This is a genomic window from Pseudomonas sp. Sample_16 (genome assembly GCF_004307665.1).
Classification (GTDB): domain Bacteria; phylum Pseudomonadota; class Gammaproteobacteria; order Pseudomonadales; family Pseudomonadaceae; genus Aquipseudomonas.
The window spans coordinates 62,603-79,987 of record NZ_RCOB01000029.1 but is presented as its reverse complement, the minus strand read 5'-3'; the positions used below and the strand labels follow the sequence as shown (position 1 = coordinate 79,987).

The following is a 17,385-nucleotide window of genomic DNA, read 5'->3' as shown; positions in this document are numbered from 1 at the left end:
GGTATTCCGAGCGTGGCTTTTGCTTCCCCGCCTTGCCGACGCCTCGGCTCCTGCCGCAAAAAAAGCAAATTCCCATGTGCTCCCTTCGTACATATCTACGTCGCAGTGTTCACTGCCCGTATCCATATGTCTGGAGTTCATTCGATGCCCTCGCCCAAAACCTTCCCCGCTGCGCTGTTGGGGCTGGCCCTCGTTTGTCCGGCCATGGCCCAGGGCCTGGAGTTGGGGCAAGTGTTGATCGGGGCTGAGGATCAAAGTGGCCAAGACCTGGAGATCGAACAGGCCAAGGCCCGTCTGGCAGAAGTCCCCGGTGGCAGCAATGTGGTCGACATGCGCCGCCCCCTGCAAGGCCGCGTGGCCAGTAACCAGGATGTGCTGGCCTACCAGCCGGGGATTTACGCCCAGTCTGCGGGCAACGAAGGGGTGAAGATTTCGATCCGCGGATCGGGGATCAACCGGGCTCCGGGTGCCCACGCTTCAGGGTTGTACGCCATGCTCGACGGTCTGCCGCTGACGGGCCCTGGCGGCACGCCCTATGAGTTGCTGGAGCCGCTGTGGCTCGATCATGTGGAAGTGCTGCGCGGCGCCAATGGGTTCGACAGGGGTGCACTGGCGCTGGGTGGCGCCATCGATTACGTCAGCCACACCGGTTACGACGCACCGAAGTTGCAAGTGCGCTACGCGACCGGCAGCCACGGTTATCAGCAGCGACAGGTCAGCTCCGGGCAGGTCTTGGGTGACTTCGATTACTACGTGTCGTTGACCGGCGCCAATGCCGATGGTTATCAGGATCACACCGCCAGCGACAGTCAGGGCGTGATTGCCAACTTCGGTTATCGCTTCAACCCGAACCTGGAAACCCGCTTTTACCTGCGCTATCGCCAGACCGACAACGACCTTGCCGGACGAGTGACCAAGCACTCCATCGAACACAACCCACGGGCCGCCAACCCCGCCTATGTGACGCGCGACGACCGCCGTGAGCAGCCGGGCAGCACCTTTATCGGCAACAAGACCACCTACTACATCGACGACGATTCGAGCATTCAGACCGGCCTTGTCTACCACGACTACCCCATGGACTTGCGTGAAGGACCCAATCGCCTGAAGGTTGCGTACACCGACGTCAGCGGCACGTTCGACTATAAGCGTCGCGATACGCTTTGGGGCCTGCAAAGCCAAAGCACGCTGGGCTTGCGCGTGACCAAGCACCTGCCCAATGCCGGCGCCAGCGAACAGGTGCGCATTCCCACCGGCAACACCGCTGGCTATGCGCCGGGCACGCACATTCGCGATTTCACCTATCAGGGTTCGGACACCGTGTTGCATCTGGGCAATGATCTGGAGATCGCCGACGACCTGTGGCTGACCACCGGCCTTGCTGCCATCTATACCCGCAGGGAAAGCGCTGTGACCTACCCGCAAGCCGGCGGCAAGACCAGCCTGAGCGATTGGGACTACGCTCCGCGCGTGGGTCTGCGCTATCAACTGACGCCCGATCTGCAGCTTTTCGGCAACCTCAGCCGCTCGGTTGAAGCGCCGCACCCCTGGTCGCTGATCTACAGTTCCAACGTGCGCTTCCCGGCAGGCAGCGGCCCGGCCACGGGTGCCCAGCGCGATCCGATCGAGCTGCAAAACCAGACCGCTACCACCCTGGAAATCGGCGGCCGCGGTGACAGCTCGCTGGGGCAATGGAGCCTGTCCTGGTATTACGCCCAGGTGCACAACGAATTGCTCTCGGTGTTGCCGGACGCCAATGCCACCACGCCCTATGAACTCAACGCCAGCCCTACCGTGCACCAGGGAGTGGAAGCCGGCCTGACGAGCAGCCTGTGGTCGCCGGACAGCGGTGGCCAACTGACCCTGCGCCAAAGCTATACCTTCAGTGATTTCCACTACCGCGACGACGAGCGTTTCGGCGACAACCGCCTGCCGGGCCTGCCGATGCATTACTACCAGGGCGAACTGCGCTTCGACTGGCCGCTAGGTTTCTTCGCAGCAGTCAACACTCAATGGGCGTCCAAGGTTGCGGTCGACTACGCCAACAGCTTCTACGCCGATCCCTACGCCATATTCGGTGCAACCCTGGGTTACAACGCGCCCAAGGGCGACTGGCAGACATGGCTGGACATGCGCAACCTGACCGACAAGCACTACGCCGCGACCGTCACCCCCGGCTACGACGACAAAGGGCTCGACGCGGCGCGATCCACCCCTGGTGAAGGCATGGCGATGTATGTCGGGGTGTCGTGGAGCCTGCTTTGAGGCTTTGGCAAAGAGCAATCGGCAGCCGGTGAATGGAGCGTGGAAAACGGCCGCTAAGCTACCTTCTAATCGGGTTTATTGGGCAGATTGCCTTTGACGTTGAATCGATGCTGTTCAACTCAAACCACCCTGATCCGGGTCAATCCAAGCCGTTCAGCCTGCGCCAGGATTTCTTTCGGAGTTGCGTCCGCTGAAGGCATCAGCAGGCTGTTCTCGCCATCTCCGAAATGCAGCTGCAAAAGATGCATTGTCGCCTCCTGTACGGAGAGTTGAGGTTGCTTGAGTTCGAGCTCGACCTCACGAGATTCGCCGTTGAACAGGTATTGCAGTGTGTAGAGGTGCATGGGCGGATTCCAAAATGAAAGAAGTACAACCGATGCCGCTGTCTTCAGGGCAGCAGCAGTGCTTCATGGACTTCGATTGAAGGAACAGCCCCCGCCACTCGCTGACTACTTAGCCAACGTCTGGTTTTGTTCACATCGAATATTTGCCCTTGCTCCATCAGCATCATGATGAGCTCATCCGACACGCGATAGCGACCACACTCTGGACAGTCCCGCTCTTCCCAGGGGCCAAGACATTGAATGCGCTGCGCAGTACCGACACATATAAGACAGTTCATCGCGATCACCATGGTCTGCTCAGACGGTCGCGAGATGATCGCGATCGTGCAGAAGAGACCGCTCGAGTGTTGAGAAACAGGTGATGGGTCGACAGGTAAACGCCTGGCAGAGTTCGATGACATGTCGCTTACAGTACAAACAGGTCGTATACACCGCTCAACGACTGCGCCTGGAAGCGGCGCCCCATGATCGGCTCCCGTTCGTTTAAAGGGCTCGCCCACATTCTCAAAAACGTGTCGTGAAAATCATTGGCATGCATCATTCAAATTCTCATCACACGATTGACATAGTTGCCTTGGTCAACCATATAATTGCCAAAAGCAAATATATGGAGCTTCCATGTCCGCCACCATTTTTGAGCGCGCCGAAACGGTACGCCGCTTTAACAGGTTCTACACCCGCCAGATCGGCGCCCTGCAAGAACACTTGCTCAAGGCCGAATTTTCCCTGACCGAGGCGCGTATCCTTTTCGAATTGGGCGCCAGTGCCGGCCTGAAGAGTTCAGACCTGTGTCAGATGCTCGGCCTGGACGCCGGTTACGTCAGCCGAGTCATCGGCGGATTCGAGAAAAAAGGCTTGATCGGCAAGACGCGTTCGACAAGCGATGCCCGTGCCTCTCAGATCCAGCTTACCGAGCCAGGTCGCACCGTGCTGGCCTCGCTGGAGCACGCCGCTCGTGAGGAAGTCGTGTTGATGCTGCAAGGCTTGCCTGAGCCACAGCAGGATCAATTGACCCAAGCCATGAAACAGATACAGACGCTATTGGGCGCCAGAGATCCCTCCTACCTCCTGCGCGATCCTGTAGCGGGTGACATGGGAATTGTCGTTCAGCAACAAGCTCAGCTATATGCTCGCGAATACGGTTGGAACTCGGAGTTCGAAGCGCTGGTGGCAGAAATCGTCGCCAAGTACCTTCGTGAATTCGATCAATCCTGCGAGCGATGCTGGATCGCGGAAAAAGATGGCAAGGTCATCGGTTCGGTGTTTGTCGTCAGGCATGACGAGACGACCGCCAAACTGCGAATGCTCTACGTGGATGCGAGTGCCAGAGGCATGGGAATCGGCAATCGATTGCTGGAAGAAAGTCTCAGATTTGCACGGGATGCGGGTTACACAAAGATGATGCTCTGGACCACCAGCGTGCTTTGCGATGCGCGAAAGCTCTATCAAAAGGCAGGTTTTCAGTTGGCCGAAGAGGAACCGGTACACAGTTTCGGAAAAGACCTGGTCAGCCAGACTTGGGCTCGGGATCTGTAGTGGTCTGAGCAGTCGGGAACTCAACCGCGCACCAAGTAAGCACCTGAAGGAACCCGATCACGCAACTTCTTGCATTTACCCGGTGGGGGCTGATGCCCCGGCGGGCGATCAGGGAACCAGATTCGGCATTTGCCCGGGGGTGGCATGTGGCCGCGGGGAATTTCAAATTCAGCAGGCGCGGGCTCTGGGACGACATTAGACTGTTGGAACGCCCCTGCGGTCCCGGCTCTGCCAACTGTCGGTGCAGCCGAAACCCGATTGTCCTCTGCGTGACTCAGGTTGCCAGCGTCACGCCCGATTTCCGAAGCGGACTGCTCAACAGCCGCCATGTCCGCTACGCGGCGCCTTTGGGCCTCCTCTTCCAACCCCTTCTGTACCGCAACCACGTCTGCGTTGGCCTTGGGTGGGGTACCCGACGATTGGGCCTGCTGCGCCGCCTGAATCAATTGGAAGTTGCGGTTGCGCAACTGGACGTTGTTACCCACCCGCATGTTCGAGCGCGCCGCCAAGGTTTCAGCCTGCTGGTACTGCCCTTGTTGAAGTCGCAAAACACCCAGGTAATGCAGCGTCGCGGGATTGTTTGGCTGGATGTGCAGGGCTCGCTCCAGCGTGGCGGCAGCCTGGTCCAGTTGGCCGTTTTCATACTGGCGCGAGGCTGTTTCGATCAGGGTGGTCGACGCGCTATTGCTTTGCGCGGTCGCTCGTCGCTCGGCAGCGACAGAACCGCACGACGCGAAGGCACAGAGCACCAGGATGAGACCTGACAAATAGTTATTGATTGGCATCAGGGGACTTACTCGACTGAACTCGGAAGGTACTGCCGTAAACAGCGCTGTTCGGCGCTTCCGATACAGGGCCGCTATTGACCAAGCCAAACACCGGAAGTTCCTGCTGTAACGACCGCGGCAACTGTTCTTGTTTTTTTCTCTAGCGAGTGAAAACCGCTGGCTATTTAAGTAACGGTTCCCTAGAACTTTTCTCTGTATATCGGTCTATGTGGATAGGCAGATGCGCTGATTAAGCACGCGGTCTTCAAGCGTCGCAGTCATAGGCCACACGTCCAATCTTCCCTCAGAGGTTGTCTTCACTCATGAAATTCCATGTCCCACGGTTGGTGCTCTTCGGCCTGTTGGCATTTGCGGCAGTGGGCTCGGCATCCGCCACACAGATGAAGGCCTCAGACCCCGTTTTCACAAAGCAAGCCACAGCCGTTGAGGCGCCTGTCCAGACCGCAGACAACCCTTGGCCGGCCTTGGCCAGTATGGCCGGCAAGCAACCGGCAACGTTGCTTGCCCATGACGACCGATACTGGCATGACGGCCGTTGGCACGATCGTAGACACGATTGGCGCAGAGACGACTGGCGCCGGGATAACTGGCGCAGAGAGCAAGCCCGCCGAGAAGCTGAACGCCGTCGTGATTGGGAGCGCCACCAGGACCGCGCCATGCGGCACCGTTACGAGGACGGCCACCGTTACTATCGTCGCTGATGCGAAGCCTGTGATTCCACGTCTTCCGCGTGGAGTTTCAACGCGGGCATCCGTACATCCAATCGGCGCCAAAGTTGTTTGCAGGGCTTAGGCGCTGGATCAACCCCAGCCTGACGAATTGCGCACGGCTCTATCAAACATTTTCTGCCTGCCTTGATGTGAGCGTCCTCAGGCGCCAGCCCCTCTCATGCTGATTGCCTGCGCCAGATACCGGGGGATGTGCCGAACTGTCGTTTGAATGCACGACTGAACGCGGCCTCGGATTCGTAGCCCACTGAAAAGCCGATTTGCGCCACATTGCCGCGACCCTCGCGTAGTTGTTGAGCCGCCACGTGCATGCGCCAGAACGTCAGGTATTGCATGGGTGGCTGTCCGACCAACGCCGTGAATCTCTCCGCGAATACCGAGCGCGACATGCCCACTTCAATCGCCAGCGCTTCTGCCGTCCAGCCCTCGGTTGGACGAGCATGGAGCAGCGCCAGCGCGCGCCCGATATGTGGATCTCGCAAGCCCGCCAGCCACCCGCGCCGTTCAGCGGGGAGGTTGGCGACATACTGGCCGACGGCTTCGACGAACAGTAATTCGGAGAGTTTGGCGATGACCGTTGCCGAGCCGACGCGCCCCGCCGCAATTTCACTGACGGCGAAACGAAATGAACTTTCAATCCAGGCACCCGAAGGCGTCGCACGGACGTCCAGTTTCAATAAGGATGGCAACGACGAAAGCAACGGACTGAACGGTGTTTCAGAGCCGAGGAAACCGCACAACAACTGTGTGGCCTCGCCGCCCCCGCCGCATTTGATTCTTGATATGCCACCGACTTGCGGCGGCTGAATGACTTCGCGCGCCGACATCGGGGCAACGCTTAGATCACTGCCAAACGTATGAACGTCATTGCGCGGTAGCAGAATGAGTTCGCCTGCCTGCACGTCGAGGGTGGCACCATCGTCGACCCGCAATTGCATGTGCCCCGCTGCGACAAAATGCGATGCAATGATGTGTCGCGGGGCCGCCAGGAACGGTTTGCAATCGTCCGCAGAGATTCTTCCACTGAGACACCAGGGCGCAGTGAACTCTGCCTCGAGGAAGATCCCCCCGGACAGCCGAATCACACGCAGCACATCAGATAGCGCATCCAGCAATTGCCAGCCCTCCTTTCCGGAGTTTGGAGCAAGTAATCAGGCGCACTGGTCATTCGCCGCCTGAGCGGCGAGGCCTAGATTAGCACCAACGAGGACTCAGTGATCGAGACGATCCACAGACGCTACACCGATGGTCATTGACTCCCGCGTTAACCGTAATTGGCCCTATTGCAACTCGACCACGCCAGCCGGAGATCAGTATGAACGCTGCCACTACCCTGCCCCGCCCGGATCCAGGCAATGCCGCCCGTTATGCTCAACTTGTCCGCTCATCGAAGAAAGCGGAATGGCAGATCGATCGCGACTTGCTGCAGGACCGCGGCTTCGACTTCTCGCGAAAATTCTTGCCCGACGGCCTCTCGCATATCGACCGTGTGACCTTTCTCGCCGCAGACGACGCCCGCCTGCTTAGCCAGATTCAGGGCCGGACCTATGCGTATATCTTTGGCCTGGTCGAGCGTTTTATCAGTGCCAAGATGCTCGATCAGGGTCGGGCCCATGTATTTGACGATCAGCTTGCCCTCGAAGCGTTGGTTCGCTTTTCCAACGACGAGATCAAGCATCAGGAGCTGTTCCGGCGCATTGAGACGATGATGGGTACTCAATTGCCGGCAGGCTATCGCCAAGTTGCCGATCCGAACGATGTGGCGCGCGCGGTACTGGCGGCCAGCACTTGGGCGGTGCTGGCGCTGACCTGTCATATCGAGCTGTTTGTCCAGACGCACTATGTGCAAAGCATCGCCCCGCGTGAGGAGTTGTGCCCACTGTTCAAGGACGTCTTCAAATTTCACTGGAAGGATGAGAGCCGGCACGTCGTACTCGATGAACTGGAGTGGCAGGCAGAGCACGCAAAACTCTCGCTGGCCGAGCGCGACCATGCCGTGAACGACCTGATTGGGCTGGTGGCGGCGGTAGACGCCATCCTGCAGGCGCAATCGACAGCCGATGCCGACTACTTCATTGGAAATGCCTCACGATCGTTCATTGTCGAGCAGACCGCGCAAATCAAAGCCTGCGTGCTGCGAGCCTACCGCTGGCAATACATTGTCTCGGGTGTGCAGCATCCACACTTTGCACGGCTGCTTGCACGCATGACAACGCCAACACAGATGTCCAGGATTCAGACCGCACTGGCACCGATCATGAGCCATTGATCAATACGTGGCGACCGACCGCGTGTCGGTCGCGCGACAGTGGAATGACGTGCTGAAACATGATTGATTGAGGATGGCAGCCATGACGATCGCGATGTGGATGCTGCTTGGATTTGCGACCTGGACCCTACTATTGTTGATGGCAACCGTTGGCGTCTATCGCTGGGTCAGAATCCTGTTGTCGAATGTCCCGATCGCTTCTTTCCGGAGCGATCAGCTCGAAGGCGAGGATTGGTATCGGCGCGGGACCAGAGCTCATGCGAACTGTGTGGAAAATCTGCCGGTCTTTGGCGTCATCGTGTTCGTGATTTCAGCCCTTGGGTTGGACGGTCCTGCGGTGAGCTACTTGTCCATAATCGTCCTGATCGCTCGTGTGTGTCAGTCTCTGGTTCACGTATCCCATGTGCAAACCGATACGTTCGTCGCGGTTCGGTTTACCTTCTTTTGCATACAGTTGATCTGTTTTCTCGCACTCATTGTCATTGCCGTTTGTTACGGCGCAGGAATGCTCAAATAGAGAGATGAATTCGTACGGGGTCTGCCTTACAACATCACGCCCGGTGGTGTGCTGATTGCACAGGTCCGTTCGAAGGCGCCGGGGCGGCTATCGCCGCCACCGTCTTTCTCAGTTGAAACTGCCTTACGCTGCCGGCATCAGCTTCGCAAAAGCCTGCAAATGGTGATCGTCATCGCCAAACTGACGCGCCACCATCAGCAAATGCTTGGCGTGGTGCGACAGCATGTATTCCCAAGTCAGGCCGATCCCGCCGTGCAACTGGATGCCCTGGTCGGCGACAAAACGGCTGGCGCGGCTGACGATGAATTTGGCCGCCGCCAAGACCCGGCGGCGCTCGTCACTGTCTGCCTGATCGGCCACACAGGCGGCGTACAGGGTCATCGAAGTGGCTTGGTCCAGCTCGATGCGCATATCGACCATGCGGTGCTGCAAGGCCTGGAACTTGCCGATCGGTTGGCCGAATTGCTGGCGCGTCTTCAAATAATCGAGGGTCAACGCACAGGCAGCCTCCATGCTGCCGATAGCTTCGGCACATTGCGCGGCGATGGCGCGGCCCTGCTGGTAGCGCAGCGCTGGCAACGCCTGGCCCGGTTCGCCGAGGAGCGCGGCGCTGGCGACGAACACGTCTTCGAGAAACAGATCGCAGGCCTTGCGCCCATCCACTGTATCGAAGACGCACCGCTGCACGCCGCAGGCTTGCGGATCAAGCAGGAACAGGCTGATGCCATTTTCATCCCGCGCACCCTCGCTGGTGCGGGCCGAAACCAGTATCAGCCCGGCGCTCTGCCCGCCGATGATCACTGACTTGCGGCCATTGAGTTTCCAGCCACCGTCTACCGGCTCGGCCAAAGTCTGCACGTCATGCAATTGGTAATGACCCTGCGGCTCATCGACCGCCACCGCCAGTTGCAGGCTGGCATCGGCGACTTGTGGCAACAATCTGGCCTTCTGCGCTTCGCTGCCCAATTGCGCGATCAGGCCACCGGCAAAGATCACCGAGTGCAGGTAAGGCTCCAGGCACAGTCCGCGCCCCAGCTCGGTCATGATCAGCATGTTATCCACGCCGCTGCCGGCATAGCCGCCATAGGCTTCGGCAAAGGGCACTGCGCATAATCCCAGATCGCCCAACTGCTGCATGAATGGCACGCTGAAGCCGTGCGTGCTCTGGCGATACTGTTCTCGTTGCTCGAAGCCGTAAACATCACGCACCAGGCGCCCGGCGGTTTCCTGCAGCATCAGCTGCTCTTCTGTCAGTTTGAAATCCATGATCGGGGGCGCCTTAGAGTTCTAGGATCATTTTCGCGATGATGTTTTTCTGGATTTCGTTGGCACCGCCATAGATCGAAGCCTTGCGCGCATCCAGATACTGATAGGTGGCCGCGCTGCTGTAATCGGTGTACAGCAACGGTTCGGTGCCGTAACCCAGTTCATCCTCGATGAACGGCATGGCGTAGGGGCCTACGGCTTTACTGATTAACCAGGTAATCGCCTGACGAATTTCGGTGCCCCTGATCTTCAGGAACGAGCTCTCCGCGCCTGGAACTCCCCCATCGCGAACGGCCGCCAAGGTCCGCAGGCTACTGATTTCGGCGGCAATCAATTGCATCTCGACTTCGGCGATCTGTACGCGAAACAGCGGGTCATCGATCAATGGCCGGCCATCACGCCGCTCTTCACTGGCAATCTGTTTCAGACGATTGAGCAGCGCCTTGTTGTGGGCGATTCCGCCAATGCTGGTGCGTTCATGGGTCAGCAAATACTTGGCGCAGGTCCATCCCTGATTTTCCTCGCCAACCAGATTGGCCACCGGCACCCGCACATTATCGAAGAACACCTCGTTGACTTCATGCTCACCGTCGAGGGTGATGATCGGTCGTACGGTGATGCCCGGCGTCTGCATGTCGATCAACAGAAAGGAGATGCCCCGCTGCTGGCGAGCCTCGGGGTCGGTACGTACCAGGCAGAACATCCAGTCGGCAAAATGCGCCAGGGTGGTCCAGGTTTTCTGACCGTTGACCACATAGTGATCGCCGTCGCGCACGGCGCGGGTTTTCAATGACGACAGATCAGAGCCCGCACCCGGCTCGGAATAACCCTGACACCACCAGTCGTCGCAAGTGAGAATGCGCGGCAGGAAGTGGGCTTTCTGTTCGTCCGTGCCGAACTTCATGATGACCGGAGCCACCATTTTCAGGCCGAACGATGAGACCTTCGGCGCACCGGCGGCGAAACACTCTTCGTCGAAAATATGCTTTTGCACGTCAGTCCAGCCGGTACCACCGAACTCGACCGGCCAGCCAGGGGCCAGCCAGCCCTGGCGGTTGAGTGTGCGCATCCACTGCACTTGGTGCTCTTTGCTCAGGCGCTTGCCCTGGGCGATGCGCGCAGCGAATTCGCTGGGCAAATGGTCGCGCAACCAGGCACGAACCTCCTCGCGAAAGGCGCGTTCGTCCGCTGTGAAATCAATGTCCATCCATCCACTCCAAAAAAACCGAATGCTCAGGCACTTATTCGAATGCAGCAAAAAAACCTGTAGGAGCGAGCCTGCTCGCGATGGTCGCCGACGATGACGCTGGCGGCCTGACACCCCGTGGCGGTCTCTGGTTTTTCGCGAGCAGGCTCGCTCCTACCGGAATTACGGCAATTACTCGAAAATGATCACCGAACGCGCCAACTCGCCACGGCGCAGCTCGTCGAACGCATCGTTGATCTGCTCAAGCCGGATGCGCTGGGAAATCATTTCGTCGAGCTTGAGTTTGCCCGCCATGTAGAAGTCCACCAGCCGAGGCATGTCGACCGGGAAACGGTTCGAGCCCATCAGCGAGCCCTGGATGCGGCGTTCATGTAGCAGTTGCAGGGGGTCCAGCTCGATTTTCAGGCCGGGCTTGAGCATGCCGATCACAGTGGCAGTGCCGCCGCGAGCCAACATGGCGAACGCTTGCTCGGCGGTCTGCTTGAGGCCGATGCACTCGAAAGCGTGATGCACACCGCCTCGGGTCAGCTCCATCACCTGTTTGGCGGCGTCGCCGTTTTTGCCATTGATCAAGTCGGTGGCACCAAACTGCTTGGCCAACTCCAGTTTCGAATCAAGCATGTCGATGGCAATGATGCGCCCTGCCCCGGCCAGTGCTGCGCCATTGATGGCCGCCAGACCGATCCCGCCACAACCGATCACGGCCACGGTTTCACCCGGACGCACTTTGGCGGTATTGAACACCGCGCCGGTGCCGGTGGTCACCGCGCAACCGAGCAGGGCGGCACGGTCGAGTGGCATGTCGCGGCGAATCGCAACGCAAGCGTTTTCGTGCACCAGCATCTGTTCGGCGAAGCCCGACAGGTTGACGAACTGCGGTATCGGCTTCTGCACATACGTGAGCCGCGACTCTTCATCCGCGCCGCGCTTGGTTTCTGGCGATACGCAACGTGCCAGGTGGCCAGTCACGCAATGTTCGCAATGGCCACAGAACACGGTCAGGCAGGTGACGACATGATCGCCCGGCTTGACCGAACGCACTTCGGAGCCGACCTGTTCGACCACACCGGCCGCTTCGTGGCCCAGCACCAATGGCCCCGGATACGGGAACGAACCGTCAATCACATGCAAATCCGAATGGCAGACACCAACCGCTTTGGTACGGATCAGCACTTCACGCGGGCCCGGTTTGCTGATGCCCACTTCTTCAATGACCAGCGGAGCTCCAACCTGGTGGAATACAGCAGCTTTCATGGCAGTTCTCTCAAAAATTAATCAGGGGTTCAGGCCGGGTTTGGCGCGGTGCGCAACACGGCTTTGGCATGACTGAAGGTGCGGAAACCGTCGATACCGTGATAGGCACCCATGCCGCTCTGGCCGACGCCGCCGAACGGCAAGCCTTCGGTGCTGGCGTGACTCAATACGCCATTGAGGGTCACGCCACCGGAACAGGTACGGGACAGCACTTGCGTTTCCTCGGCGGCATCGTTGCCGAAGTAATAGAGAGCCAGCGGACGTGGCCGCGCGTTGATCCAGGCAATCACTTCGGTGATGGTGTCGTAGGGTTTGATCGGCAGTAACGGGCCGAAGATTTCGTCCTGCATCACCCGTAGATCGTCGCCGGGATCGCGCAACAGGGTCGGCACGATTTTGTTGCGCGTCGCGTTGCTGAAGTCTTCAGCGCCGGCATTCAATTCGACTAGCTCGACACCGGCCTCGCGCGCTTCACTGAGGTAGCCCAGCAAGCGCTCGTAATGCCGACTGTTGATGATCGAGGTGTATTCGGGATTGTCCTTGAGCGTCGGCAGAAATCCGGCGACCACCGCTTTTGCGATGCCGATGAAGGTCTCCACCGATTCCCGTGGCACGAACACGTAATCTGGCGCGACGCACAACTGACCGGCGTTGAGCAACTTGCCGATGACAGTCTTGGCCACCGCGTCCTTGAAGTCCGCCGTGCGGGAAATAATGGTCGGCGATTTACCGCCCAGCTCCAGGGTCACCGGCACCAGATTTTCCGCCGCGGCACGCAGAACGTGCTTGCCGATGCTGGTGGCGCCGGTGAACAACAGATGGTCGAAAGGCTGGCCGCAAAACGCCTGGCCAACGTCGGCACCGCCCAGCACCACCGCCACTTCGTCTTCGGCGTAGACCGAACGAATCAGGCGCGCGATCAGGGCCGATGTCTTTGGGGTGAATTCCGAGGGTTTGATCATCACCCGATTGCCGGCGGCCAGGGCGCCGGCTAGACCACTGAACACCATGTAGCCAGGGACGTTCCATGCCGTCACGATGCCCACCACGCCGAGCGGCTGGTATTGAACCCAGGCTTCACCGGCTCGGGCCTGCCGTTGCTGCGGGCGCATCCACTCGGCCAGTTCGGCCTGGGTCTGTTTGAGGGTCGCCAGTGGCGAAAGCACTTCACTGCCTTTGGAGAAACCGGGGCTGCGATGGCCGAAATCCGCCGTCAGCGCGTCGATGATTTCCCGTTCGTGATTGACCAGCAGACCGATCGCCCGCTCAAGCAACTCACAGCGTTGCTCGACACTCCAGGGTTCGCAGGCCAGGAAGGCCGCCCTCTGTTTTTCCAGCACCGTGCGGATGTCCGTGCTCGTCCAACTCTCGATGGCGCTCATCACTACCTCTCTTGTTGTTGTCTGGACGCCACCGCGATTGCGCAGCATTGCGTCGGGTTCACTGCATGGTTGACCATCGGTCGCGCCACGCCGCCACCCGGATCAGGTGGGTGGCGTTTCAAGTGGTGTGGTTCAGGCCAGAATGCCCATGGCCTTGGCGCTGTTGATGGCCTGGGTGCGACGACAGGCGCCGAGCTTGACGTTGATGTTCTTGGCGTGGGTCTTGACGGTATTCACCGAAATGAACAGGCGATGGCCGACCTCGCGCACCGACATGCCCTCGGCAAGCAACTTGAGCACTGACACTTCGCGGGGTGTCAGACCGTCCTGATAATCCGGCATGCGTGCCACGGCGGGGACGTCAATGTCGGTCCCCTGATCGCGAAATCCATTGCGGTTTCTCTGCAACTCGATCGGGCCCTGGTAGCAGGCGCTGTCGATCCTGCCCCAATGCATGCGTCGCTCGGCTTCACACAACAGCTGCTGCGCCTGTTCCTGGTCATGCCTGCGCGAAGCGATCTCGGACAGCAACAGATAGGCATTGAGCACAAATGGCGCGCAACAATCGCGGACCTGCATCAGTCCCGCCTGCACCACTTGCTCGGCTTCATCGGCGCGGCCTTGCTGTAACAGCAACTCGCCTTGCAGGAACAGCAGCCGCCCGAGCAGTGGATAGGGCTGGGTTCTGCTGCCCGTCAGTTGCGCAACTTCAGTGCGCAACAGCGAATGCGCCAGCGCCGGTTTTCCCTGAAGCAACAGCAACCGGACTCGATCTGTGTTCACCAGCACCTCGGCTTCGCGGCTGCCCTGGCGCCTTGCAAGCTCCAGCGAGTGTTCCAGCAACACCTGGGCTTCGTTGAGTTCTCCGGTCTGCATGTCGATCCGTGCGAGGGTGCAATGACACAACAACACTGACAGCCAGTCCTGCACGGTCAGGTATCGCAGCGCTGCGTGGCAATGCAGGCGCGCCTGTTCGACGTTGCCGCGCAGGGTGTGCAGGGTGCCGTACAACGCCTGCCAGTTAGCCAGCAGGCGTTGATTGCGTTTTCGATCGGGCAGCGGGCAAAAACGCCCCAGCCGTTGCAGGCACTCCTCGGCCTCGTCCAGTCGACCACTGAACAGCAGCGCCTTGGCGCACAAATAGATCAGCCGCGAGCTGCTTTGCAGCAATTGCGGTTCGATACGCTCGCGCCAATCAATAAAGCGGTCCAGATGCCGTTCGCTGAGGATCCAGCTCAGCCACAAGCGCTCCATGTAGCTTGCGGCCACTTCTGGCTGATCAGCACTGAGTGCTTGCTCGACCGCATCGTCGACCTGCCCCAGTACGCCCAGCAACTGACAGGCGCGCAAGCGCAACCGATTCAACGGCACGCCGCTCAACCTGTCTTGCAGCGCCTGCGCCACGGCAGGCAACAACCGGAACCAACCGGGTTGGTGGTCGATCGGGACAAGAAAAACCTGGGCGTCGAGCAGACTTCTGAAGACCCTGGCGCCCTGCTGTTCTTCCCAGAGTTGCTGGCAGAGATCGGCGCTGGCCTTGGCCAAATGAGCCAGTCCGTAGAGGACTTCGCGCTGTTCGTCGTTCAGACGCGCCAGCAGTTCACGCTCGAGGTAGGCGCCGAGCAAAGCAGACGGCAGCAGACGAACACCGGCGCACCACCCCGCCGTTTGATGCCACAGTTTTTCCCTGGACCTGATGTCCGCGGTCGGCATGAGCACACTGACCAGCGACTCGAATTCATCAGGCCGCAACGCCAATTGCCGGGCATCCAGCTCCAGCAATTGCCCGCCGAGCATCAGCTGCGGCAAGTTCCATTCGGGGCGTTGGCGGCAGGTGACCAGCACCTGCAAGCCCGGATTTCGCAGGGATAGGAGTTGGTCGAACCAGTGATTGAGGTTTGCCGGCATTTGCGCTGGCAAGTCATCGAAGACCAGGCGAAGTGTTGGATTTTCGCTGCCTGGACTGGCCCTATCACTGGTAGGCAAGCTCCCACAGTTGATCGCATTTCCCTGTGGGAGCTGGCTTGCCAGCGATGACGGTTGAGCAGTCAGCAGGTCCCTTGAGTCGAGCAACGCCAGCAAGGCATCAGGCACCGTTTCGGGCGCCAAGCCCAGCTGACCGGCCAGCATCTTGCTCAAACCTTCCAGTGTTTGCGGCAAGCCACCCAGGCTCATCCATACCGCCTCACCGCGCAAATACTCGCGCAGCAATGCTGTTTTCCCATAACCGGCAGGCGCGCAAAGCAGTTGCAAGCGACACTGCTCGCGCTTGAGTACGTCGCACAGATGCGGCCGTGGCACAAACATGGCGGACCTCGCTGATGGTGTGAGGATGCCATCATTGGGCGAGCCGACTGTTTGCGCGCCACCCGCATCAGGTGGGGCCTGCCTGAAAGCACAACGCCCTGCGAACAGGGCGTTGGATTCAAGCCAGGGCCCGACGTCAGCGAATGCCGGCGTTACGCAGCGCCGATGGGGTGAAGTCGGTCATTTTCGCGGTCATGCCATAGGTCGTTGCATGTTTGGCCTGATTGGTCATGGCCAATACGTTGTAGCGACCCGCGATCAGGTCATAGATTCCGAGCATGGCGAAGTTGGAAGCGCCGCGCTCGTAGTCATTGATCGCATAGCCTTCGGCAACTCGCCACAGCTGTCCGCGACCATCGTAGTGATCGACCTCGGCAAGCTGCCAGGTGTCTTCGTCGAAGTACATGTCACGCTTGGCATATACATGGCGCTGGCCCGGTTTCAACGTGGCCTCGACATGCCACACGCGGTGCAACTCATAACGGGTCAGGTCCTGATTGATGTGCCCCGGCTTGATGATGTCGTCGTACTTCACTTTCGGCGACTGCAAGCGATAGTTGTTGTACGGGATGTACAGCTCCTTTTTGCCCACCAGCTTCCAGTCATAACGATCCGGCGCGCCGTTCATCATGTCGGTGTTGTCGGCGGTACGCATGCCGTCGGAGCCATTGCCCGGCCCGTCGTAAGCCACTTGCGGTGCACGGCGTACGCGGCGCTGTCCGGCGTTGTAGACCCATGCCAGGCGCGGTTCCTTGACCTGATCGATGGTCTCGTGGATCAGGATCACACTGCCGGCCATGCGCGAAGGTGCGGTGATTTCCTGTTTGTAGTAGTACAGAACGTTGTCACCTGCCCCACCTTCGACCCCTTCCATCAGCTGCGGGAATGCCAGCTTGTCGTCGTACTCGACGATCGAGTACGACCCGTTGGCCTGCGGTGCAGCCTGAGCCGCCTGCCGCTCCATGTTGCCGCCGCGATAGCGGTTGGTGTGGTTCCAGTAAACCTCGACGCCATTCTTTGGAATCGGGAACGGGTAGTAACGGGTTTGCGTGAAGTTCTGCAGGCCATTACCGTCAGGTGTCAGCTCGGTGGTCACCGCGCTCTTTTTCGCAATGTCGTAAATGTTCTGCGGTGACGCCGCGGTGCGCTGAGTCTTGTACACCGGGATCCTGTAGCTGTCCGGATAGCGTTTGAACATCGCCAGTTGGCCCGGCGTCAGCTTGTCCTTGTACTGGTCGGCGTTGGCCGCGGTAATCACCATTAGTGGCTTGTCACCAGCGAAAGGATCGCCGAGAAAGCCATTCTCGAGTGCCGCCGCACCGGGCTTCAAACCACCGGCCCAGGCCGGAATGCTACCGTTGGCGTTACCTTCTTTCTGTGCGCCCAACGGTGTCAGCGTGGTGCCCAACTGGGCGGCTTCCTGGGGCGAAACGGCGGCCATTACAGCACTGGCCAGCAACGACAGACTCAGTGCGCCGGCGCGCAGAATAAAACGTGCGTTCATGTTCAGTTTCCTCTGGCA

13 protein-coding genes are annotated in these 17,385 nt (G+C 59.5%); 4 read left to right on the top strand and 9 right to left on the bottom strand.

The annotated features are described in order from the left end of the window. The first annotated feature begins 144 nt into the window (after window positions 1-144). Entirely contained in the window at window positions 145-2,265 is a 2,121-nt protein-coding gene (locus D8U69_RS04170) for a TonB-dependent receptor (RefSeq protein ID WP_130906740.1), read from the top strand. A gap of 119 nt (window positions 2,266-2,384) precedes the next feature. Here the strand turns inward: D8U69_RS04170 and D8U69_RS04165 are convergent, their stop codons facing one another. Then, a complete protein-coding gene (locus D8U69_RS04165) occupies window positions 2,385-2,609 on the bottom strand; it encodes a hypothetical protein (RefSeq protein WP_056856549.1) in 225 nt (74 codons plus the stop codon). A 618-nt stretch (window positions 2,610-3,227) separates the two neighbouring features. Here D8U69_RS04165 and D8U69_RS04155 point away from each other — a divergent pair. Then, complete coding sequence (locus tag D8U69_RS04155) at window positions 3,228-4,145, top strand: bifunctional helix-turn-helix transcriptional regulator/GNAT family N-acetyltransferase (RefSeq protein ID WP_130906739.1); 918 nt, start codon at window positions 3,228-3,230, stop codon at window positions 4,143-4,145. A 20-nt stretch (window positions 4,146-4,165) separates the two neighbouring features. On the opposite strand, the gene D8U69_RS04150 is transcribed toward D8U69_RS04155, so the two are convergent. Beyond that, window positions 4,166-4,930, bottom strand: coding sequence for a tetratricopeptide repeat protein (locus D8U69_RS04150; RefSeq protein WP_130906738.1), 765 nt, complete (start codon window positions 4,928-4,930; stop codon window positions 4,166-4,168). 889 nt (window positions 4,931-5,819) lie between these two features. After that, window positions 5,820-6,776, bottom strand: a complete 957-nt coding sequence (locus D8U69_RS04140; RefSeq protein ID WP_130906736.1) for an AraC family transcriptional regulator — start codon at window positions 6,774-6,776, stop codon at window positions 5,820-5,822. A 200-nt stretch (window positions 6,777-6,976) separates the two neighbouring features. On the opposite strand from D8U69_RS04140, the gene D8U69_RS04135 reads away from it, so the two are divergent. Together D8U69_RS04135 and D8U69_RS04130 are read left to right on the top strand one after the other, a co-directional pair. Continuing rightward, on the top strand, window positions 6,977-7,930 hold the full coding sequence (locus D8U69_RS04135; protein ID WP_130906735.1) for a diiron oxygenase: 954 nt from the start codon (window positions 6,977-6,979) through the stop codon (window positions 7,928-7,930). An 82-nt stretch (window positions 7,931-8,012) separates the two neighbouring features. Beyond that, window positions 8,013-8,447, top strand: a complete 435-nt coding sequence (locus D8U69_RS04130) for an MAPEG family protein (RefSeq protein ID WP_056856901.1) — start codon at window positions 8,013-8,015, stop codon at window positions 8,445-8,447. A 123-nt stretch (window positions 8,448-8,570) separates the two neighbouring features. Here D8U69_RS04130 and D8U69_RS04125 read toward each other — a convergent pair whose 3' ends face one another. The 6 genes from D8U69_RS04125 to D8U69_RS04100 all read right to left on the bottom strand — a co-directional run bounded on the left by D8U69_RS04125 (window position 8,571) and on the right by D8U69_RS04100 (window position 17,367). Next, window positions 8,571-9,713 (bottom strand): acyl-CoA dehydrogenase, encoded by a 1,143-nt coding sequence (locus tag D8U69_RS04125; RefSeq protein ID WP_130906734.1) that lies wholly within the window; start codon window positions 9,711-9,713, stop codon window positions 8,571-8,573. Window positions 9,714-9,726: 13 nt separating this feature from the next. Next, entirely contained in the window at window positions 9,727-10,920 is a 1,194-nt protein-coding gene (locus D8U69_RS04120; protein WP_056856556.1) for an acyl-CoA dehydrogenase family protein, read from the bottom strand. Between the two features lie 171 nt (window positions 10,921-11,091). Further along, window positions 11,092-12,174: a Zn-dependent alcohol dehydrogenase gene (locus D8U69_RS04115; protein WP_056856557.1), complete on the bottom strand. Its 1,083-nt coding sequence runs from the start codon at window positions 12,172-12,174 to the stop codon at window positions 11,092-11,094. A 29-nt stretch (window positions 12,175-12,203) separates the two neighbouring features. After that, window positions 12,204-13,556, bottom strand: coding sequence for a coniferyl aldehyde dehydrogenase (locus tag D8U69_RS04110; protein ID WP_130906733.1), 1,353 nt, complete (start codon window positions 13,554-13,556; stop codon window positions 12,204-12,206). Between the two features lie 132 nt (window positions 13,557-13,688). Beyond that, window positions 13,689-15,863 (bottom strand): LuxR C-terminal-related transcriptional regulator, encoded by a 2,175-nt coding sequence (locus D8U69_RS29925; protein ID WP_130906732.1) that lies wholly within the window; start codon window positions 15,861-15,863, stop codon window positions 13,689-13,691. 136 nt (window positions 15,864-15,999) lie between these two features. Beyond that, window positions 16,000-17,367, bottom strand: a complete 1,368-nt coding sequence (locus D8U69_RS04100; RefSeq protein WP_130905736.1) for a DUF1329 domain-containing protein — start codon at window positions 17,365-17,367, stop codon at window positions 16,000-16,002. Window positions 17,368-17,385 lie beyond the last annotated feature (18 nt).